Source organism: Acidovorax sp. NO-1 (assembly GCF_000238595.1).
In the GTDB taxonomy this organism is placed as follows: domain Bacteria; phylum Pseudomonadota; class Gammaproteobacteria; order Burkholderiales; family Burkholderiaceae_C; genus Acidovorax.
In genome coordinates this window covers 83,042-104,237 of record NZ_AGTS01000012.1, presented here as the reverse complement: position 1 = coordinate 104,237, position 21,196 = coordinate 83,042, and the positions used below count along the sequence as shown (strand labels likewise).

Annotated in this window: 14 protein-coding genes and 5 pseudogenes; 9 read left to right on the top strand and 10 right to left on the bottom strand. The window is 65.1% G+C overall.

From position 1 onward, the window contains the following. Positions 1-417, top strand: a pseudogene (locus tag KYG_RS24625) (N-acetylmuramoyl-L-alanine amidase); the annotation flags it as partial. Positions 418-774: 357 nt separating this feature from the next. Here the strand turns inward: KYG_RS24625 and KYG_RS25425 are convergent. Then, positions 775-930 (bottom strand): annotated as a pseudogene (locus KYG_RS25425) (transposase); the annotation flags it as partial. A 221-nt stretch (positions 931-1,151) separates the two neighbouring features. Then, on the bottom strand, positions 1,152-2,507 hold the full coding sequence (locus KYG_RS01420) for an MFS transporter (protein ID WP_008903018.1): 1,356 nt from the start codon (positions 2,505-2,507) through the stop codon (positions 1,152-1,154). Positions 2,508-2,827: 320 nt separating this feature from the next. Here KYG_RS01420 and KYG_RS24800 point away from each other — a divergent pair. Together KYG_RS24800 and KYG_RS24795 are read left to right on the top strand one after the other, a co-directional pair. Next, a pseudogene (locus KYG_RS24800) lies at positions 2,828-2,929 on the top strand (NERD domain-containing protein); the annotation flags it as partial. Beyond that, positions 2,927-3,004 (top strand): annotated as a pseudogene (locus KYG_RS24795) (FosX/FosE/FosI family fosfomycin resistance thiol transferase); the annotation flags it as partial. The pseudogenes KYG_RS24800 and KYG_RS24795, both read left to right, overlap by 3 nt. Before the next feature lie 84 nt (positions 3,005-3,088). Here KYG_RS24795 and KYG_RS01415 read toward each other — a convergent pair. Continuing rightward, positions 3,089-4,219: a Fic family protein gene (locus tag KYG_RS01415; protein WP_008903016.1), complete on the bottom strand. Its 1,131-nt coding sequence runs from the start codon at positions 4,217-4,219 to the stop codon at positions 3,089-3,091. A 620-nt stretch (positions 4,220-4,839) separates the two neighbouring features. Here KYG_RS01415 and KYG_RS01410 point away from each other — a divergent pair. Together KYG_RS01410 and KYG_RS01405 are read left to right on the top strand one after the other, a co-directional pair. Continuing rightward, the gene (locus KYG_RS01410; RefSeq protein ID WP_008903015.1) at positions 4,840-5,349 is read left to right on the top strand and encodes a DUF1993 family protein; all 510 of its coding nucleotides are present in this window, start codon (positions 4,840-4,842) and stop codon (positions 5,347-5,349) included. 122 nt (positions 5,350-5,471) lie between these two features. Then, positions 5,472-6,893: a DUF2130 domain-containing protein gene (locus KYG_RS01405; protein WP_034692577.1), complete on the top strand. Its 1,422-nt coding sequence runs from the start codon at positions 5,472-5,474 to the stop codon at positions 6,891-6,893. A gap of 38 nt (positions 6,894-6,931) precedes the next feature. Here the strand turns inward: KYG_RS01405 and KYG_RS01400 are convergent, their stop codons facing one another. Continuing rightward, entirely contained in the window at positions 6,932-7,666 is a 735-nt protein-coding gene (locus KYG_RS01400) for an SOS response-associated peptidase (RefSeq protein WP_034692556.1), read from the bottom strand. A 198-nt stretch (positions 7,667-7,864) separates the two neighbouring features. Between KYG_RS01400 and KYG_RS01395 the strand changes: the two genes are divergently transcribed. Next, a complete protein-coding gene (locus tag KYG_RS01395; protein WP_008903012.1) occupies positions 7,865-9,163 on the top strand; it encodes an acyl-CoA dehydrogenase family protein in 1,299 nt (432 codons plus the stop codon). A gap of 53 nt (positions 9,164-9,216) precedes the next feature. Here KYG_RS01395 and KYG_RS24980 read toward each other — a convergent pair. The 3 genes and pseudogenes from KYG_RS24980 to KYG_RS01380 form a co-directional block, all read right to left on the bottom strand. Then, positions 9,217-9,689: pseudogene (locus KYG_RS24980) on the bottom strand (GGDEF domain-containing protein). 820 nt (positions 9,690-10,509) lie between these two features. Then, the gene (locus KYG_RS01385) at positions 10,510-11,247 is read right to left on the bottom strand and encodes a 16S rRNA (uracil(1498)-N(3))-methyltransferase (RefSeq protein WP_008903011.1); all 738 of its coding nucleotides are present in this window, start codon (positions 11,245-11,247) and stop codon (positions 10,510-10,512) included. A gap of 86 nt (positions 11,248-11,333) precedes the next feature. Beyond that, a complete protein-coding gene (locus KYG_RS01380; RefSeq protein ID WP_034692553.1) occupies positions 11,334-12,476 on the bottom strand; it encodes an aminoglycoside phosphotransferase family protein in 1,143 nt (380 codons plus the stop codon). On the opposite strand from KYG_RS01380, the gene KYG_RS01375 reads away from it, so the two are divergent. From KYG_RS01375 to rsmA, 3 genes are read left to right on the top strand one after another with little or no spacing between them, the layout of a single operon-like run. Beyond that, positions 12,475-14,991, top strand: coding sequence for an LPS-assembly protein LptD (locus KYG_RS01375; RefSeq protein ID WP_369749625.1), 2,517 nt, complete (start codon positions 12,475-12,477; stop codon positions 14,989-14,991). The two genes, KYG_RS01380 and KYG_RS01375, sit on opposite strands and share 2 nt — an antisense overlap. 18 nt (positions 14,992-15,009) lie before the next feature. Further along, positions 15,010-16,422 (top strand): peptidylprolyl isomerase, encoded by a 1,413-nt coding sequence (locus KYG_RS01370; RefSeq protein ID WP_008903008.1) that lies wholly within the window; start codon positions 15,010-15,012, stop codon positions 16,420-16,422. Next, entirely contained in the window at positions 16,419-17,198 is a 780-nt protein-coding gene (gene rsmA, locus KYG_RS01365) for a 16S rRNA (adenine(1518)-N(6)/adenine(1519)-N(6))-dimethyltransferase RsmA (protein WP_008903007.1), read from the top strand. Before KYG_RS01370 ends, rsmA begins: the two co-directional genes overlap by 4 nt. Positions 17,199-17,573: 375 nt before the next feature. Here the strand turns inward: rsmA and KYG_RS01360 are convergent, their stop codons facing one another. The 3 genes from KYG_RS01360 to KYG_RS01355 form a co-directional block, all read right to left on the bottom strand. Next, positions 17,574-17,999 (bottom strand): barstar family protein, encoded by a 426-nt coding sequence (locus KYG_RS01360; RefSeq protein WP_008903005.1) that lies wholly within the window; start codon positions 17,997-17,999, stop codon positions 17,574-17,576. 139 nt (positions 18,000-18,138) lie between these two features. After that, positions 18,139-18,546, bottom strand: a complete 408-nt coding sequence (locus KYG_RS23430; RefSeq protein ID WP_008903004.1) for a ribonuclease domain-containing protein — start codon at positions 18,544-18,546, stop codon at positions 18,139-18,141. A gap of 242 nt (positions 18,547-18,788) precedes the next feature. After that, a complete protein-coding gene (locus KYG_RS01355; RefSeq protein ID WP_008903003.1) occupies positions 18,789-21,110 on the bottom strand; it encodes an NADP-dependent malic enzyme in 2,322 nt (773 codons plus the stop codon). Between the last annotated feature and the right edge of the window lie 86 nt (positions 21,111-21,196).

Genomic DNA, 21,196 nt, shown 5'->3' with positions numbered 1-21,196 from the left:
CTAGGGGTGGTTTATGAAGCGCTTGATATTCGCCATAAGGGAGCGCACATTGAAAGAGGAAACACGGGCGTCATCGGAGTGGTTTTTTTGGCTGACTTGAGCGTCCGAGGTGAGGCATCCCGCTATGGTCCTGGTGTTGCAAACGTAACGCGCAGCAGGGGAGTGCGAGCCGGGGTTTCTGAGTTCTTGGGCGTGCAAAAGGATCAACTTGCGGTTAATCACGATGAGCCATCGGAGCTGCAAATGTCCAAAGCGGAGAAATTAGTCCAAACTTTGATCGAATTTTTTCCTATCAAACGGCTTGGAGGGCATCGGGAATTTGCGCAAGCTGCGGGCAGTAGCAGGGCATGCCCAGGAATTTACGGAATAATCATTGCGGAGCAATTGCGTAAAAAATTTGGTCTTGCAAAACCTTGATATGACAAAAAAATCTTATTTTTTGTCGGCACACTTTCTTTGTTTCTGACTGCATGGCTTTTTGTTGGGTTTGATCGATACGTCGGAGACCATGAAGTGGGGAGTGCATGGAATCCTTTTATAAAGACAGTCCCAACGTTTCAAGTTCTTTTCAGGAACCCTGCGCAATATACCCTCGACCGCGATCCATTTGATTCACTTGACAGCATCCGAAAAAATCGATTTTTGGAGTATTGCGGTATCCGATATGGAATTCAAGATCCTCACCGCTGTGAGGAATATATTGAACAAACGCGGGTCAAGTAATAACTAGACGAGCGCCCTTGAAATAGACATACAGTATTCAGTGCAGACGACTGGGCGCCCGGCCGCCTCATCGTCGCACTGCGCCAGCCAGCGGCGCACCGCGCTGTCAACCAGATCCAGATCCTTGCTGACCTGAGCCACGCTCAGATTCTGTTCTCGGACCATCTTGACCACTTGCAGCTTGAAGGCTGCATCAAACGCCCTGCGCGCTCTTTTGTCTACATGTTCGTCATTTCCTCTGGGGTCTAGGGGCTCCTATCGAGGTGTCCTATTTCTTTGGACCATTACAGGTTGGACCAACTCGGTCTATGGAGATGAGTAGCCACCAATAGGTGGCCCCGAGATGAGGGGCCGCGTAAGCGACTCCTTGCAGCCGCTCCGAGTGGCTCACATCCCGAATGCCCCCGGCTTTGCCGGGGGATGGCTACCTACTGGCGAGCGCTACGGGCAGGTGGGCCGCCTGCCGTACTCACCTTGCAATGGGTTGCACTCGCCCCACCACACCCGGCTGGCCGCACGCGCCAATACAGCCACCCCACAATCGACAGATTCAGCAGATTCCACCCCATGCCGTTGATGAACGCCGCCTGGTAACTGCCCGTCACGTCAAAAATCCAGCCCGACATCCAGCCCCCCAGCGCCATGCCGATCAGCGTGGCCATGATCACCGCGCCCACGCGGGCACCGGCCTCCTGCAGGGCAAAGTACTCGCGGATGATGATCGCGTAGGCCGGAACGATGCCGCCCTGGAACAGCCCGAACATGGCCGAGATCACATAAAGCGGCACCAGCCCGTCAAACGGAAGAAACAGCGCCAGCCCCACGCCCTGCAAGGCGGAGCCCAGCAGCAGCGTGCGAACGCCGCCAATGCGGTCGCAGATCACGCCCGACACCAGGCGGCTGACAATGCCGCACGCCAGCATTAGCGACAGCATCTCGGCCCCCCGCGCCGCGCCAAAACCCAGGTCGGTGCAATAGGCCACGATGTGCACCTGCGGCATCGCCATGGCCACGCAGCACGCTACCCCCGCCACGCACAGCAGCAGCTGCGCATGCAGCGGGCGCAGGCCAAACGGGCGGCTGCGGTCGAGCGACAGCGCTGTGGGCGCCACACCGGCTGCCGCACCATGCACCGACGCGGCCGGTGCAGGGGCTGCCTCCATCTGCACCACCGGCGCGCGCTGGCGCATGCGCAGCGCCAGCAGCAGCATGCCCACGCCACACACCAGCCCCATCAGCACATAGGTGTGGCGCCAGCCAATCGACTCGATGCCGTGCTGCACGATGGGCGGCCATAGCGCGCCCGCAATGTAGTTGCCGCTGGCACAGATCGCCACCGCAATGCCGCGCCGCCGGTTCCACCACAGCGCCGTGTCGGCCAACAGCGGCGCAAACGTGGCCGATGCACCAATCAGCCCCATCAACCCGTGCGCCAGCCCAAACCCCCAGATGCTGCCCGACAGCCCCGCCCACACAAACCCGCCACACACGGCCACCGCGCCCACGCACAGCACCGGCATCAACCCGTGCCGGTCGGCCATGCGCCCCGTCCAGATTCCGCCCAGCCCCAGGCACACCATCATCAGCGTGTAGGGCAGCGACGCATCGGCACGGCCCACGCCAAACTCGGCCTGCACGGCGGGCAGCACCACCGACACCACATACATGCTGCTGTTGCCCAGCACCACCAGGCCCAGCGTGGTCAGCAGGCGCCACGCGGCCGTGCGCGAATCAATCAGGGATGCGGGGGCGGCGACAGAGGAGGACGAAGAGGAGTTCGGCATGCGGGGCAATTTACTCCACGGGGCCGCAGAGGCGAGAAGCGTGCTGCCAAGGCGAGCGTGCTGCGGCGCTGCGTGGTAGGGGTTGATATGGTTTTGATAGCTGCTCGCGCTTGATGGATAAGCGCCAAAGGCCAATTTGGCTTGAAATTTTCACTGCGGGCCTTGCGCCACAGCAGTGAGCCAGCACACCGGCCGAATCCCCCGGCTTGGGTCTTCAAAGGTTGCGCCCTGCCTAACCAGCCCCTACAGTGCCTTACAAATGCATGCACGCTCAAGCATGGAGGCTACAACGAAGTCAAATCTGGGAGGCAACCGACGGCATGGCGACACTGATACCAGCACTGGGCGCATGCGTTTCGCGCATGACTAGTGGCGAGCGGCGCCTGGCAGAGCGGTTGGAGCAAAAGCTCGACGATGACTACGACTTTGACAACCACCTGTTTGAGCTGCACACCGGCACGCTCGCGCAGCGTCTGGCTCGGTGCGCGCAGGGGTAGGCGGTGGGGACCTGCAGCGTTGCCATCCGGTAAATTGCTTCTACTTTGATAGCTGTTTGCGCTGATTTTTAAAGCGCTAGCCGCCTATTTGACCAAAATGTAGGCGGTATTCCGTCCGCCACCTTCCAGCCGCGCAAGCACACCGTGGGTTAACAGGTCGTTGATGTCGCGCAGCGCCGTATCAGGTGAGCATTTGCCCATCGCCGCCCACTTGGCGTTGGTCAGCTTGCCTTCCATTCCATCGAGCACGCGGTTCAGCACCAGCGTTTGGCGGGCATTCATGGGCGTGCCTGCCCAGCGCTGCCAGAACTGGGCTTTGTCCAGCACGCCCGCCAGTGTGGCGTCTGTGCCTTGCACGGCGCGCAGCAGGCAGCCCAGAAACCAATGCAGCCACGGGGTGACGTCCAGCGGGCCCTTTTGGGTGGTCTCTAGCTGGTCGTAATAGTCTTTGCGCTCGCGCTGTATCTGGGCGCTGAAGCTGTAGAAGCGCTGGTGTGTTCCCTCCGCTCGGGCCAATGCCATGTCGCCCACAGCGCGGCTCAGGCGGCCGTTGCCGTCGTCAAACGGGTGCAGGGTGACCAGCCACAGGTGGGCCAGCCCGGCTTTGATGATGGCGTCGCCCGCTGGGGCGGCCTCAAACCAGTCAAAAAAGGCCTGGGTTTGCGCGGGCAGGGTGGCGGCGGGCGGGGCTTCAAAGTGCACTTTCTCTCTGCCCACAGGGCCGGACACCACTTGCATGGGGCCGCTGGCATCGGTGCGCCATGCGGCCACGGTGATGCGCGTGCGCCCGCTGTAGCCGGCGGGGAACAGTGCTGCGTGCCAGCCAAACAGGCGCTCGGGGGTCAGGGGTTGGTCAAAGTTGCGGGTGGCGTCCAGGACCACGTCCACCACGCCGTCCACATGGCGGTCGCTGGGGGCCAGTGCCCCGATGTCGAGGCCCAGCTTGCGGGCCACGGAGGAACGCACGGCGTCCAGGTCCAGCCGTTCGCCTTCGATGGCGCTGGTGGTGATGACTTCTTGCGTCAGCACTTGCAGGGTGGCCTGGTCGCGCTGCGCCAGCCCCAAGTCGGCCATACGCCCGGCCAGGCGGCCCTGTGCGCGGTGCACTTCAGCCAGCGGAGCGGCCAAGGCTGCCGCGTCAAAACGCCACTGCGGCCAGTCGGGGCGTTGCCACAGATAGGTGCGGCGGCGAGGTGCATTCTTTTCGGTCCACATGCGGTGATTATGGCGCTTATTCACCGCAAATTGTGCGGCTAATAAACGGGCTTTTCACCGCATGAACCTCAAGCGCTGGATCGTATTTCCCATTAGACGTGTTAACGACGCCCTGCGGGTGGGTTCGACAAGCTCAGCCCGAACGGATAGGGTCACATCTGACACGCATAGCCAGCAGTTACTCTTGTTTTGATAGCTGCTAGCGCTTATCCCATAGGTGCTGTCGGCCAATTTGGCTCCAAACATGGCGCTTGACCCCAGCCTCAAGCTGGCTGCGCACGGCCAGCACGAACGCCGTGTCCGGGCCATATGGAGTGGTACAGCGCCACGCAGGTGCGCGTGGCGGCGGGCCGATCACCCGTTTGCGCTCGCCGTCTTGCACGGGGCGGCCGATCTGATGGAGCCGACAGCGCCAGGCACGTGAAGCCCTCTGGTAAGGCAAGGGTGACATCGCCCCGGAGGCGCCGGACCCTGCAGGCGGGTTAAAGTGCCCGGCGGCGCAACAGGCGGCGCGAACCAGTCGCTTCCAAACCCATTCCACACGAGCCTGGCAGCCCTCGGCCTTTTGGCGCGACGGCACCCCTGGCTTTTCCCCTTTTCACCACTCACCGGACCACCCCATGACCAGCCCCATGTACTCCCACTCGGTTCCCGTCCTCAAGCAGATGCTGACCGCGTTGAAATCCATTCTTGCGCAAGCGAGCGAATACGCAACCACCAAGTCGATCGAGCCCGACGCCTTGCTGCAGGCACGGCTGGCGCCCGACATGTTTCCGCTGCTCAAGCAGGTGCAGATTGCCGCCGACTTTTCCCGCGGCATCGCGGCGCGGCTGGCGGGGGTGGATGTGCCGGTCTTTGCAGGCGAAGAAAAAAGCTTTGCCGATCTGGATGCGCTGCTGGCGCAGACCCTGGCCTTTTTGGACAGCGTGAACGCAGCACAGTTTGAAGGCAAAGAAGGTGTTGAGATCGTCCTGCGCCCTGGCACGCCGAAAGAGAAAAAGCTCAGTGGGCAGGCCTACCTGGCGAACTATGGTCTGCCGCAGTTCTTCTTTCATGTGACAACGGCCTACGACATCCTGCGCCACAACGGGCTGCCCATTGGCAAGCGCGACTACATGGGCGCTTATTGATGATCTGAACATGTTCGGCACGGCGCTTCACAGAACGTTGTGCTGGGCATTGCGGCCGGGCTTTGTGCAGGTGCTGCCCGCTATGCTCCCCCACCAACGAAACACGCTACACGGTGACCGCCATGCACGACATCATCTGCCCCCACTGCAACAAGGCGTTCAAGGTGGACGAAACCGGGTATGCCGACATCCTCAAGCAGGTGCGCGACGCGGATTTCGCAGCGCAGCTGCACGAGCGGCTGGAGCTGGCCGAGCAGGACAAGCGCAATGCGGTGGCGCTGGCACAGGCCCAGGTGGCCAATGAGCTGCAAAAGGCGGCAGCGGCCAAAGATGCCGAGATTCTGGCCCTGAAGGCCCAGCTGGGCGCGGGCGCGGTGGAGCGCGACCTGGCGGTGGCGCAGGCCCTGAGCGCAGTGGAAAAGCAGCGCGATGCGCTGGAAAACAAGCTGGTGAGTGAGCTGGAGCGCGCGCGGCAGGCGCAGCAGGCAGCGGACCAGCTGGCACAAGCACGGCTGGCGCAAGAGCTGCAGGGCGTGGCTGCCAAAAAAGACGCGGAGATTCAGCAGCTCAAATCACAGCTGGACGCTGCCGAAGTGGCGCGCAGATTGGCGGTGACCGAGGCGGTCACCGTGGTGGCCCGCGAGCGCGATGAGATCAAGAACGACCTGAACCTGGTGGTGGTGAAAAAGCAGCTGGAGGAGGCCGCCATCAAGGAGCAGTACGCCTTGCAGCTGCGCGACCGCGATGGCGAGATTGCGCGCCTCAGGGACATGAAGGCGCGCCTGTCCACCAAGATGGTGGGCGAGACGCTGGAGCAGCACTGCGAGACGGAGTTCAACCGCATCCGCGCCACGGCATTCCCCCGCGCGTATTTCGAGAAGGACAACGACGCACGCAGCGGCAGCAAGGGCGACTACATCTTTCGCGACGCGGACGAGGCGGGCAACGAGATCGTCTCGATCATGTTCGAGATGAAGAACGAGAGCGACGAAACCGCCACCAAGAAGCGCAACGAAGACTTCCTCAAAGAGCTGGACAAGGACCGCAACGAAAAAGGCTGCGAGTACGCGGTGCTGGTGTCGCTGCTGGAGCCCGAGAGCGAGCTGTACAACACCGGCATCGTGGACATGTTCTACCGCTACCCCAAGATGTACGTGGTGCGGCCGCAGTTCTTCATCCCCATCATCACGCTGCTGCGCAACGCTGCGATGAAGTCGTTGCAGTACAAGTCGGAGCTGGCGCTGGTGAAGGCGCAGAACCTGGACATCACCAGGTTCGAGTCGCAGCTGGAGGAGTTCAAGGGCGCGTTCGGGCGCAACTGGCGCCTGGCGTCCGATGGGTTTGAAGAAGCCATCAAGCGCATTGACGAGGCGATCAAGGACCTGGAGAAGACCAAGGAGGCGCTGCACAAGTCGGCCAACAACCTGCGCCTGGCCAACGACAAGGCCGAAGACCTCACGATCAAGAAGCTGACCCGCGGCAACCCGACGATGGCGGCCAAGTTTGCGGAGCTCAAGCAGTTGGGGATTGCGGACGGCCAGTGATGCAGGGCCGGGCACTCATTGCCAGCGCCCGCGGCACCCTACCAGGCACGCGGCACCTTGTCGGCCTTTTTTTCCACCGGGTTGGCCAGCAGCCAGTTGGCGGCGTACTGGCGCATGAATTCCTTGGCTTTTTCGGGCCGCGCTGTCAGCCAGGCGTCGTAGGCGCCTTCGTTCAGGATGGCGGGCATGTTCTTTTCGCTGCCCGGCTGGCCGTAGCGGTGCAGCAGGGCGTGGTTGTTGGCGTTTACCGTGAGCAGGCAGTAGCTGATGATGACCTCGCCATCGGAGTCCTGCCAGCGCGCCCACAGGCCCGCCACGCCCATGGGCTTGCCGTCCACGCGGGCGATGCGCGTGGGCACGGCCTTGCCGCCGTTGCGCAGGTCGTCTTCGTAGAACGCCATCATGGGCACGATGCAGCGCTGGCCGTTCAGCCACGCATCGCGGAACGCCGTGCCCGTGGATGCGGTGTCGGACTTGGCGTTGACCAGCTTGGGCGCGCGCAGCTTCGCGTCGGACGCCGACTTGACCCAGTGCGGCACCAGGCCCCACTGCCCAGTCACCAGCACGCGGCTGGGGTTGGCGTCTGCGGCAGCGGCCTCGGGCACTGTGGCCGAGGGCGGCTGCGCAATGGCGGCCGCCGTGGCCGCATGCACGATGAAGCAGCCCGGCTTGCGCGGCCACAGATGGCGTTCGACCGCCAGGTCGGCGGGCTCGACCGCGAAGGCCTCGCGGTAATTGTCGGCAGCGGGCAGGGTTTCGTAGTGGGTGGTCATGGGGCGATGGTAGCGCGTGGCGCACAAGCAATTTGCATCAAACAGGCCTCAAGCGCTTGTCTGACATGCGCGAACAGCTATGAATATCGTAGCTTTTGCAGCCGTGTGAACCCGCAGCACCGGCCGTTGCGTGATGTACATCAAGCCGGTTGTCGCCTGCGTTGTGACGTGCGTCGGCGGTGTTTTCACAATGGCTGCATGGACTTCGCACCTTCTCCCCTGGCCCGGCAACTGCGCGATCGCCTAGTGGCGTTCATGGACCGCTACCTTCTGCCCTACAACGCCGCCTGGCATGCCGCAGTGCAGGCCGGCGACTACCCGCCCCCGTTTCTGGAAGACCTCAAGGCGCTCGCGCGCGAGGAGGGGCTGTGGAACCTGTTTTTGCCCACGCTGCGCGATGACGAGCCCGGCACGCGCCTTGCCAACCTGGACTACGCGCCGCTGGCCGAGACCATGGGCCGCCTGCCCTGGGCGGCCGAGGTGTTCAACTGCCATGCGCCCGACACCGGCAACATCGAGCTGCTGCACCGCTTTGCCACGCCGGCACAGCGCGCCGCGTGGCTCACGCCGCTGCTGGAGGGGCGCATACGCTCGGCCTTTGCGATGAGCGAGCCCGATGTGGCCTCGTCCGACCCCACCAACCTGCAGACCACGGTGCGGCGCGATGGTGGCGACCTGGTGCTCAACGGCCGCAAGTGGTTCATCACCGGGGCCGCGCACCCGCAGTGCCGGCTGCTCATCGTGCTGTGCCGCAACGCCGATGCAGATAGCGCCGACAGCCACCGCCGCCACAGCATGGTGCTGGTGCCCGTGGACACGCCGGGCGTGCAGATCGTGCGCAACATCAGCGTGCTGCACCACCATGCGCCCGAGGGGCATTGCGAGATCCTGTTGCAGGGCGTGCGGGTGCCTGCGGACCACCTGCTGGGCGACTGGGGCGCGGGCTTTGCCATGGCGCAGGCGCGCCTGGGGCCGGGGCGCGTGCACCACTGCATGCGCACCATCGGACAGTGCGAGCTGGCCCTCACCCTGGCCACCGGCCGTGCGCTGGAGCGCACGGCGTTTGGCAAGCCGCTGGCCGAGCAGGCCAATGTGCAGGAGTGGATTGCCGAGTCGCGCATCGAGATCGACCAAGCGCGCCTCTTGGTGCTGCACGCGGCCTGGCTGCTGGACCAGGGCGAATCAGCCGATGGGGCCGATGCCCGGCAGGTGCGTGCCCAGGTGGCCGCCATCAAGGTGGTGGCCGCGCGCCTGCAGCAGCGTGTGGTAGACCGTGCCATGCAGATATTTGGCGCCATGGGCCTGTCGCCCGACACGCCGCTGGCGGCGTTCTGGACATGGGGCCGCGCGCTGCGGCTGATGGACGGGCCGGACGAGGTGCACCTGCGCACCGTGGCGCGGCACGAGCTGGCGCAGGCGCGTGCGCAGCTGGGCGGCTCGGCGGCTTGGTTCACCACGCCCGAGCAGTTGCGCGCGCCGCCGCACCTGAGCGCGTAGGTCAGGAGGGCCTTGCGCGCGCCCCCGCGCGGGTGTGGCAAACCGGGCAGACGTCAGGACTGTGCGCTGTGCGCGGCTGCAGCGCGCGGTGCCGAGGGCGCCAGCACCACCCGGTTGCGCCCCAGCGACTTGGCGGTGTACAGCGCCTGGTCAGCACGCTCCAGCGTGTGCTCGATCGTGTCACCGGGCAGGTGCAATGCCAGTCCTGCGGACACCGTCATGCGCAGCACGCCCGTGGCGTGCGGGATCTCCATGGCCGCCACGGCCTGGCGCACACGCTCGAGCAGCTCGCGCGCATCGGCAAGGCGGGTGTCGGACAACAGCAGCACGAACTCTTCGCCCCCCAGCGCGACAGCACATCGGTGTCGCGCACACTGGAGCGCACCACGCCCGCAAAGGCCTGCAGCGCGCGGTCGCCCGTGGCGTGGCCATGGTTGTCGTTCACGCGCTTGAAATGGTCGATATCGAGCTGCGCCAGCACCATGGGCCGCCCGCTGCGCTGGCTGCGGCGGCGCTCCAGGTCCATCAGGTCCTGCATGGCGCGGCGGTTGGCCAGGCCGGTGAGTTCGTCGCGGGTGGCCAGCTCGCGGTTGACGGCCAGCGCCTGGGCCAGTGCCTCACGCTTCTCGTGCAACCGTGCACGGATGCGCTGGATGCGCAGGTTCAGCGTGATGCTGCCGCCCAGCACGATCAGCACCATCAGGGCGTAGGCGGTATCCAGATAGCCTGATGGGCTGGCGTTGAAACGCATCGTGGCGGCCACCGCACACACGAAGGCGAGCAGCGCATACACACCGATGCCGATCACCTCCGCCACGGTCAGGCCGAACGTACCGAAGAAAAGAATCATGGCCAGCACGGCGGGCACCACCCCGCGCGCATCACCGGCAATCACGTAGGCCACGGCGCCGCTGGTGATGGTCCAGACCATCTGGGGCACGGTCAGGGACGGGTCGTTGAGCCGGGCGGTTGCGCCCGAACGGATGAACGCGGTCATCACCGCCAGGCCGCCCACGGACAAAGCCACCCACCAGTTGACCGCCACCGAACTCACGGAGCGGCTGTACGCCGCCACCATGAGCATGACCCCCGAGCTGCAGACCATCAGCACGAGGGCCAGCAGCGCCATGCCCACCAGCGTACGCCGCTGTGGATCGGTGGAGAGGATCACATCCGTGATGCGTTGCCAGCTGGAACGTGTGCGCAAGGGGTGCTCCTGTCGAAGCGGTGACGCCATGGGGGTCGGGGGGCTGGCACTGTGGGGCGGTGCGATAACCGACGGTTTTAGTCTGCCATTCTAGGCGCGGGGGTGGCCTGCGTACATCCCCACGCCTGCGGCGCGCTGCCTACGACTGCAGCGTGAGCGCCGCCAGGGCTGCCAGCGGCGCCGTCTCGGCACGCAGCACCCGCGGGCCCAGCGTGACCGGTGCAAAGCCATGCTGCAGCGCCAGGTCTTCTTCGGCCCCACTCAGCCCGCCTTCCGGGCCGGAGAGGAACACCACCGGCCCGGAAGGCGGGCTCAGGGCGGCCGCCGTGTGCAGCGGCGCCGTGCCCGCGCGCAGCGACAGCAGCAGGCGCTGCACGTCCAGCGCGGGAGCCTGGACCTGGGTGCGCATCCAGGCAGCCAGGTCCACCGCGTTGTGCACCACCGGCACGCGGTTGCGGCCGCACTGCTCGCAGGCGGCCACGGCCACGGCCTGCCAGTGGGCGATTTTTTTCTCGGCCCGCTCGCCCTTGAGCTTGAGCACGCTGCGCTCGGCCACCAGCGGGGTGATGCTGGCCACGCCAAGCTCGGTGGCTTTTTCCACCAGCCAGTCCATGCGCTCGTTGGCGGTGATGCCCGCCAGCAGGTGCACGGCACGGGGCGCCTCGCGCTCCACTGCGTGATGGGTGCCTACCAACACGCGCACGTCGCTGCGGCCCATCTTAAGCACGGTGGCCTCAAATTCGCCGCCCTCGCCGTTGAAGAGCATCAGCGCGTCGCCCGGCTGCAGGCGCAGCACCTGCACGTGGCGGGCGGAGCCCGGCGGCAGGTCCAGTTCGAGACCGGTGGCCAGGGGGGCGGGGCAGTGAAAGCGCGGCATGTGCTAGCTTATTGATAGCTTTAAGCGCTTGTCACATAAGCGCTGGAGCCTGATTTTTATTGAAACTGTGCTGGACCTTTGCCAGGCTACATGCGGCCGTAGGCAAAGCCGGTGACCGGCTCGGTGCCTTCGATCTGGTCGAGCATCTTGAGCAGCGGGCCCAGCTGGCGGTAGCGGTTGGCGGTGGCGCGGATGTAGGCCATGAACCGCGGCGCGTCGGCCAGGTACTTGGGCTTGCCGTCGCGCAGCGTGAGCCGCGCAAAGATGCCCGCCACTTTGAGGTGGCGCTGCAGGCCCATCCATTCCACCGCGCGGTAGAACTCGCCAAAGTCATCGCCCCAGCCGCTGGCGCTGCTCGCGCCCAGCAGGCCGGCCTTGCGCGCCTTTTCCCAGTAACGCACGGTGATGTCGATGACGAATTCTTCTTCCCAGCTGATGAAGGCATCGCGCAGCAGGCTGGCGATGTCATAAGTGATGGGGCCGTAGACGGCGTCCTGGAAGTCCAGCACGCCCAGGGGCCCGCCCTGTTCGGTGGGGGCCATCAGGTTCCGGGTCATGAAGTCGCGGTGCACATACACGCTGGGGGCAGCCAGGTTGTGCGCCACGATGGCGTCAAAGGCGCTGCTCAGGGTCGCCTGTTGCTTGTCATCCAGCGTGACGCTGCGGTGCTTGGCCAAGTACCAGTCGGGGAACAGCGCCAGTTCGCGGCGCAGCAGCGCCTCGTCGTAGGCGGGCAGCACGCCGGGTTGCGAGGCTTTTTGCCACTGCAGCAGCACATCGGTGGCCTGCTGGTACCAAGCGTAGGCGTCCTGGGGTCTTTCGGGGTTCAGCCGCTCGATCACGGTCTGGTGGCCCAGGTCGGTCAGCAGCATGAAGCCGGTGGGCTCATCCCAGGCCAGGATCTGCGGCACGTTCAGCCCGGCGGCGGCCATCAAGCCCTGCACCTGCACGAAGGGCTTGCAGTTCTCCTTGTCGGGCGGAGCATCCATCACGATGCGGCTGGCACCCGTGGCGCTGTCGATGCGCAGGTAGCGCCGAAAGCTCGCGTCCGCCGAGGCCGGGCGCAGGGTGGCGGGCAGCAGCTGGTGCGGGCCCGCCAGGGGCGCCAGCCAGGCCTCAAAGGCCGCCCGGCGCGCCGGGTCGGGCCAGGTGACGGAAGCTGCTGCAGGGGTTGCCACGGCCGTGCCCAAGGGCGGGCAGGCGGGAGAAGGTGAGGATGGGTGGCTCATGGATAATCTGATTTTACAAACCCGCTCCCCCAGCCTCTGGGGTGGGCGGGTTCCTCCGTTGATCTGCCCCTGCCCATCGCCCCACGTGCCACGCTGCCACCCCCCCACCGTGCAGACCTCCTTCCTCCGGCCCCGGCCCGCACGGCTGCGGCCACCCGTTCCCCAGGTTCTGGCCTGGGGCGTGGCGCTGGCCTGGTGTGGGCTGCCGGTGCAGGCCCTGGCACAGGCGGGGCAGGTGCCGCCCGCCAGCGCGTGGGATGCGCCCGTGGCGCTCAAAAGCTCGCCCCTGCTCCAGGAAAAGATTCCCGAGGCCGTACGCCCCCAGTTGCCGGTCTTCGTGACCGGTGACCGCATCGAAGGCCAGACCGACCTGAACGCCGTCATCGAGGGCAACGCCGAGCTGCGCCGGGGCGACACGGTGATCCGCGCGGACCGGCTGGACTACAACGTGCCCGAAGACCTGGCCCGGGCCCAGGGCAAGGTGCGCATCAACCGCGCCGGCAATGTGTATGAAGGCACAGCGCTCGAGCTGCGCGTGGACGCTTTCGAGGGCTTTTTCAGCGACGCGCGCTACCAGTTTCTGGCCACCCAGGCGCACGGCGACGCCACGCGCGTGGATTTCATCGACCGCGACCGGGCCGTGGTGCACAACGCCACCTACACCACCTGCGAACGCGGCAACGAGGCGAGCTGGCAGCCCGACTGGGTGCTGCGCGCCGCCACCATCCGCATCGACAACGTGGAAGAGGTGGGCACGGCCGAAGACGCCGTGCTGGAGTTCAAGGGCGTGCCGATCCTGCCCGTCCCGTACATCACGTTTCCGCTGTCGGAAAAGCGCAAGTCCGGCCTGCTGCCGCCCACCATTGCGCTCGACAGCCGCGACGGCCTGGCCTACCTGCAACCCTATTACTGGAACATTGCGCCCAACCGCGACGCCACGCTGCGCGCCGCAGTGATGACCAAGCGCGGCGCCAACCTGGGCGGCGAGTTCCGCTACCTGGAGCCCAGCTATACCGGCCAGATCAGCGGCGACGTCATGCCGTCTGACCGCTTGCGCGACCGCCTGCGCTGGAACTTCTCGGGCCAGCACCAGGGCCACTTTGACACCGCCATCGGCGCGCTGGGACTGAACCTGAACGTCAACCGCGTGAGCGACGACAACTACTGGCGCGACTTTGGCCGGGCCGCCGAGCCACTGCGCCAGCGCCTGCTGCCGGGCGATGCCTCGCTGCACTGGGGGCGCGATGACATGACGGCCTCGGTGCGCACCCTCAAGTGGCAGACCCTGCAGGACGTCAACTCACCCATCGTGCCGCCCTATGACCGGCTGCCGCAGCTGCGGTGGCGCTATGCGCCTTCGCAGCTCGGTGGCGGGCTGGATGCCAGCGTGGAGCTGGACACCACGCGATTCCAGGCGGCCCGCGAGCTGACGGGCCAGCCCAATGCGAACCGCAGCTATGCGATGGCGCAGGTCAGCCGGCCATTTCTGGCGCCTGCGGGTTTCATCACGCCGCGCCTGCAGGTGCACGCCACGCAGTACCAGTTTGATTCGGCACTGTCGAACGGGCAGCGTTCGGCCCAGCGCACCCTGCCCACCTTCAGCCTGGACAGCGGGCTGGTGTTCGAACGCGATGCCGCGTACTTTGGCCGTGCCTTCTTGCAGACGCTGGAGCCGCGCGCCTTCTACACCTACACGCCCTACCGCGACCAGAGCATGCTGCCCGTGTACGACACGGCCGCCAACGACTTCAACTTCGCCACCATCTACACCGAGAACGCCTTCGGCGGCAATGACCGGCTGGCCGACAACAACCTGCTCACCCTGGGCGTGACCACCCGCCTGCTGGACCCGGACACCGGTGCCGAGGCAGCGCGTTTTGGCATGGCGCAGCGGCTGCGGTTCTCGGACCAGAAGGTCACGCTGCCCGGCGGTGGGCCCGTGAGCGAGCGCCTGTCCGATTTGCTGCTGGGTGCCGGCATCAACTGGACGCCGCAGTGGGGCTTTGACTCCACCGTGCAGTACAACCCGAAGACGCGCCGCTCGATCCGCTCCACCATCGGCGCGCGCTACAGCCCGGGCAACTACCGCACCGTGAGCGCCGCCTACCGCCTGCAGCGTGGCACCAGCGAGCAGATCGACATCGGCTGGCAGTGGCCGCTGAACGACCTGTGGGGCGACAAGGGCAAGGATCTGGGTGCGGGCCGCGGGCAAGGTGGCGGGCGCTGGTACAGCGTGGGCCGCCTGAACTACAGCCTGCAGGACAGGAAGCTCGTGGACACCGTGGTGGGCCTGGAATACGACAGCTGCTGCTGGATTGGCCGTGTGGTGCTGGAGCGCCTGCAAAGCAGCGTTACCACCTCGAACACGCGCCTGCTGTTCCAGATCGAGTTTGTGGGCTTCTCGCGCCTGAGCCTGGGCGCAAGCCCGCTGGAAACCTTCAAGCAAAATGTGCCGCGCTACCAGAACCTGCGTGAGCAGGTCACCACGCCCAGCCGTTTCAGCAACTACAACTAACGCACAACGCCCAACGCCATGAATCACCGTGTCATTGCCCTGGCCCTTGCCACCCTGGCCTCCCTGCTGTCCCAGGGTGCCCTGGCCCAGGGCCTGCGTCCCTCTGGCGCTCCTTCGGCCTCCGGGCTGACCACGCGTCCGGCGGCCACGCCCTCCATCACGCTGCCAGCCCCCACCCAGGGCAGCAGCAGCTCGGCGCCACGGCAGGCGGATTACATCGTCGCTGTGGTCAACTCAGAGCCGGTGACCAACAACGAAGTGCGCGCGCGCCTGGCACGCGCCGAGGCACAGCTCGCACAGCAAGGCGGCGCCATGCCACCGCGCCAGTTGCTGGCCCGCGAGGTGCTGGAGCGCATCATCGTGGAACGCGTGCAGCTGCAGCAGGCGCGCGAGCTGGGCGTCAAGGTGGATGACTTTGCGATCTCGCAGACTGAGCAGGCCGTGGCGCGCCAGAACAACCTGTCGGTCGAGGACCTGCACCGCCGCCTGGCGCGCGATGGCATCACCCAGGAACGCTTTCGCGAGGACCTGCGCAACCAGCTGCTGCTGCAGCGCCTGCGCGAGCGTGAGGTGGAAGCCCGCGTGAAAGTGACCGACCTGGATGTCGACCAGTACCTGCGCGAACAGCAAAAGGGCACCGACGTCACGTCGATGGAAATCAACCTGGGCCATGTGCTCGTCCTGGTGCCGGAGAACGCCACCCCCGTGCAGGTGGCCGAGCGCCAGGCACGCGCCCAGAGCGCGGCCGACAAGGTGCGCGCAGGCGAAGACTTTGCGGCGGTGGCCCGCGAGTTTTCCGACGCGCCAGAAGGGCAGCGTGCGGGCGGCCAGCTGGGCCTGCGCCCGGCCGACCGGTACCCCGAGCTGTTTGTGACCTCCACGCTGGGCCTGCCCGTGGGCAGCATCGTTGGGCCCGTGCGTTCGCCTGCAGGGTTCCATGTGCTCAAGGTGATCGAGCGCGTCACGGCCGGCGTACCCTCCACGGTGGCGCAAAACCGTGCGCGCCACATCCTGCTGCGCACCGGCCCGCAACTGTCTGAATCGGCGGCCGCCGAGCGCCTGGCCGAATACCGCCGCCGCGTGCAAATGGGGCAGGCCGACTTCGCCACGCTGGCCCGCGAGCATTCGCAGGATGGAAGCTCCAAGGAGGGTGGGGACCTGGGCTGGGCCACGCCGGGCCGGTATGTGCCTGAATTCGAGCAGGCCCTGAACGCGCTCAAGCCCGGCGAGATCAGCGAACCCGTGGTGTCGCGCTTTGGCGTGCACCTGATCCAGCTGCTGGAGCGGCGCGAGGCCAGGCTGAGCCAGCGCGAACAGCGTGAGATGGTGCGCGACACGGTGCGCGAAAAGAAGCTCGACGAGGCCTACGCCACGTGGGCGCAGGAGCTGCGCGGACGGGCCTATGTCGAGTACCGCGACCCGCCACAATGAAGCATATTCCCCGCAAGCGCTTCGGGCAGCATTTCCTGTCCGACAAGGGCATCATTGAAGACATCGTGCAGGCCATTGCGCCCCAGCCCGGCCAGCCCATGGTCGAGATCGGGCCGGGCCTGGCGGCACTGACCCAGCCGCTGGTGGAGCGGCTGGGGCGGCTCACCGTCATTGAGCTGGACCGTGACCTGGCCTTGCGCCTGCGGCTGCATGGCCAGCTCGACGTGATCGAGTCCGATGTGCTGAAGGTCGATTTCACCGCGCTGGCACAGGTCATGCGGGAGAAAACCGCGCAGCCCGCCCTGCGGCTGCGGGTGGTGGGCAACCTGCCCTACAACATTTCCACACCCATCCTGTTCCATCTGCTGGACCATGTGCAGGTCATCGAAGACCAGCACTTCATGCTGCAAAAAGAAGTGATCGACCGCATGGTGGCAAAACCCGCCACCGGCGACTACGGGCGCCTGTCGGTGATGCTGCAGTGGCGCTACGCGATGGAAAACGTGCTCTTCGTGCCGCCCGAAAGCTTTGACCCGCCCCCGCGCGTGGACAGCGCCGTGGTGCGCATGGTCCCGCATGCCGAACCAGCACCGTTGTCGATGCCACTGCTGGAAGAACTGGTGCAGGTGGCCTTCAGCCAGCGCCGCAAGCTGCTGCGCCACACGCTGGGCCGCTGGCTCGAAGCCCGCCAGTTTGCCGGCCACTTCGACACCCAGCGCCGCGCCGAAGAAGTGCCCGTGGCCGAATTTGTGGCTCTGGCGCAGGAATGCTCATAAATCAATAGCTATCAGCGCTTACTGAATAAGCGATGAAGCCTAATTTGACCAAAAAGCGTAGCAACTAGCGCGCCCCAAGCCTGCGACCGCCGCGCAAGGGCCGCCCCGCCGCGCTGGCGGTGTCCCCCTTCCCGGCGAAGCCGAGAGAAGGGGGAAGGCGCAAAGCGCCTCAGGGGGATGGTCCGAGTTACGCGGCGTTCAGCCAGTAACTCGCATTGAATGGGCTGCTCATGCGCAGCGCCATGGGCGACACATCGACCAGTTTGTCGGTGGGCATCTTTTCCACGGGCTCTGCGCCCATATCGATACCCTGTACACCGTGGATGTCGCTAGCCTCATTCGCCCGTTCTGCTTGGCTGGTGGATGCAGAACGGGCTACAGAAAAGAATAGAAACACCTGAACGGTATCTTGCGGTCGCCCCAGTAATCGGCAGCGTCGCGGAAGATGTCGAGCAGCTGCTCGCGGGCTTCCTTGTCGAACTTGCCCGTGGCGGGGATCTGCTCCAGCACCACGATGAAACCGGGCTGCGGGCCCGATTTGTGCAGAGGGTCCGTCATGCAGTCGTACAGCGCATCGAAGTTCTTGCCGAAGTGCGACGGAAAAGTGAATTGCCCGGCAATCAGGTCCAGCACATCCTGCTTGGACTGCGCGTGGGCCAGATTGGCGTACAAGAAATGGTGACCCATGGAGGTGGCTGCATCCTGCAGGTCCTGCACGCGGAAGGCGCGAATGGACTGCACGATGTTGGTGCGCACGCCACGCAGTGGCGTTTCCTGGTCTTTACGAAGTGGCGTCTGCATCTCCGCTACTCTTTCTTTTTAAAGTCCACAAACTTCTGGCATTTCGCAGGACTGCGGGATGCAGCCTGCGGGTGGGGGATTCAAGGGGGCGCGCTGCCCGCTGCCAGCGTATCTCTGGCCTGCGTGCAGCGCAACGGGGTCACTCGACGATTTCGCGAAAACTGGCGTAGTGATCGCTGGTGTAGTAGCAGGCGTCCGGCGTCCGGGGCTTGCCGCCACACACAATGCGCCGGGCTCCCCGGTTGCGCGATCCTGGTGTTCTGACGGTGTACTCACGGTAGTAACCCCGCTTGTGGGCGGGCAACAGCCGCTCGCGATTGCCAAAAACCGTTCCGTCCTTGTCATACGGAAAGGGCCCTCCTTCATGAATCAGCGCGTAGGTTGCGCGCCCTTGGGGCGGCAACTCGGCCAATGCAATGGGGGGAATGGAGCCGGTGGTGGACGGGGAGTTCCGGGCATGCCCCGCAACCGGGGACAACACGAACGCAACACCCAGAACACACAAAAACCCTGCTTTGCGCGCCCGGGTGGCTACAGCCTTCAGCATCAACGAACCTTTCACACGACTTATGCAATTCGGGGACGGGCAGTCGCTCATCCTCTAAAAACGCACTTCATACGCCCTTGTTTGCATAAGTCCAGCGTCCAGAAACCTACGGGTTAACCCGAAATTTCGAGCCGCTAGTGTCGCTCAACAGCCCCCAAAAAGCAAGCGCCTGCACAAAGATTGGGCAGGCGCTGAAGGGAAAAGCAGGCACTTAAAGTTAGTGCTTGCTATTGTTCACAGGCTTATCTTGACGCGTTGGCGTCCGCCACCGTCAAAGCTGTCATGTTGACAATCCGGCGCACGGTGGTGCTGGCCGTCAGGATGTGCACCGGCTGGGCCGCACCCAGCAGCACCGGGCCGATGGCGATGTTGCCACCCGCCGCGGTCTTGAGCAGGTTGTAGGAGATGTTGGCGGCGTCAATGTTGGGCAGCACCAGCAGGTTGGCATCGCCAATGAGGTCACTGTGCGGCATGAGGACCGCGCGTGCCTTGCCGTCCAGGGCCACATCGCCATGCATTTCGCCATCCACCTCCAGCCAGGGCGCCTGCACGCGCAGGAGCTCCAGCGTCTGGCGCATCTTGACTGCGCTGGGCTGGTTGCTCGAGCCAAAATTGGAATGCGACAGCAACGCCGCCTTGGGCTTGATGCCAAAACGCATCATCTCCTCGGCCGCCATGACGGTGATCTCGGCCAGCTGCTCTGCGGTGGGATCGTAGTTGACGTGCGTGTCCACCAGGAACACCTGGCGGTCGGGCAGCAGCAAGCCATTCATGGCAGCGTAAACGTTCACGCCGGCGCGCTTGCCGATCACCTGGTCGATGTAATTGAGGTGCAGCGCCGTGTGGCCCCACGTGCCCACAATGAGGCCGTCCACCTCGCCCTTGTGCAGCAGCATGGCGCCGATGAGTGCCAGACGGCGGCGCATCTCGATCTTGGCAATGGAGACCGTCACACCCTTGCGCTCGGTCATGCGATGGTAGGTCTGCCAGAAATCGCGGTAGCGGTGGTCCTGCTCGACGTTGACGATGTCGTAGTCGCGCCCTTCCTGCAGGCGCAGGCCAAACTTTTCGATGCGCTGGGCAATGATGGCGGGGCGCCCGATGAGCGTTGGGCGGGCAATCTTCTCGTCCACCACGATCTGCGCGGCACGCAACACGCGCTCTTCCTCGCCCTCGGCATAGGCCACGCGCTTCTTCACGGCGGCCTTGGCAGCGGTGAAGATGGGCTTCATGGTGGTGCCCGAGGCATAGACGAAGGTCTGCAGGTGGTCGCGGTACGCATCCATGTCCGGGATGGGACGCAACGCCACGCCACTGTCTGCGGCCGCCTGGGCTACCGCGGGCGCAATCATCATCATCAGGCGCGGGTCAAACGGCTTGGGGATGAGGTAGTCGGACCCGAACGCCAGCGGTTCGCCCACGTAGGCGGCCGCCACCACCTCGCTCTGCTCGGCCTGGGCCAGCTCGGCGATGGCGTGCACCGCGGCGATCTCCATCTCGGGTGTGATGGTGGTGGCGCCACTGTCCAGCGCACCCCGGAAGATGTACGGGAAGCACAGCACGTTGTTCACCTGGTTGGGGTAGTCGGTGCGGCCGGTGGCCATGATGGCGTCGTCGCGCACAGCCTTCACATCCTCGGGCTGGATCTCGGGGTTGGGGTTGGCCAGTGCAAAGATCAGCGGGCGCGGGGCCATCTTGCGCACCATGTCCTGCTTGAGCACGCCACCGGCCGACAGGCCCAGGAACACGTCAGCGTCAGCGATCACCTCCGACAGCGTGCGCGCTTCGGTCTTCTGGGCAAAGACGATCTTGTCCTCGTCCATCAGCTCGGTGCGGCCCTCGTACACCACACCGGCCAGGTCGGTGACCCAGATGTTCTCGCGCGGAATGCCCAGCTTGACCAGCAGGCCCAGGCAGGCCAGTGCGGCGGCCCCGGCACCGGAGGTGACCAGCTTGACCTTACAAGGATCCTTGCCCGCCACCTTGAGCCCGTTCAGGATGGCCGCGCCCACCACGATGGCGGTGCCGTGCTGGTCGTCGTGGAAAACCGGGATCTTCATGCGCTCGCGCAGCTTGCGCTCCACGTAGAAGCAGTCGGGCGCCTTGATGTCTTCGAGGTTGATGCCGCCAAAGGTCGGCTCCAGGCTGGCAATGATCTCGACCAGCTTTTCGGGGTCTTTCTCGTTGATCTCGATGTCAAACACATCGATGCCCGAGAACTTCTTGAACAGGACGGCCTTGCCCTCCATCACCGGCTTGCCCGCCAGCGGGCCAATGTCGCCCAGGCCCAGCACGGCCGTGCCGTTGGTCACCACCCCTACCAGGTTGCCCCGGCTGGTGTATTTGAAGGCGGCATTGGGGTCCTTGACGATTTCTTCACACGGGGCCGCCACGCCGGGTGAATAGGCCAGCGCCAGATCGTGCTGGTTCACCATCTGCTTGGTGGCCGCAATGGCGATCTTTCCTGGCTTGGGGAATTCGTGGTACTCGAGAGCGGCACGGCGCAACTGGGCGCGCTTGTCGGGGTTATTGTTGTTGTTCTGGGCCGTGGTGTTCTCGGGCATTCAATGTCTCCAACTCAGGTGGGTGCGAAAACCGGTCTCCAAGTGGCGCTGCAGCGGGCAGAACGGCTTCGCTAGGGTCTGCGATT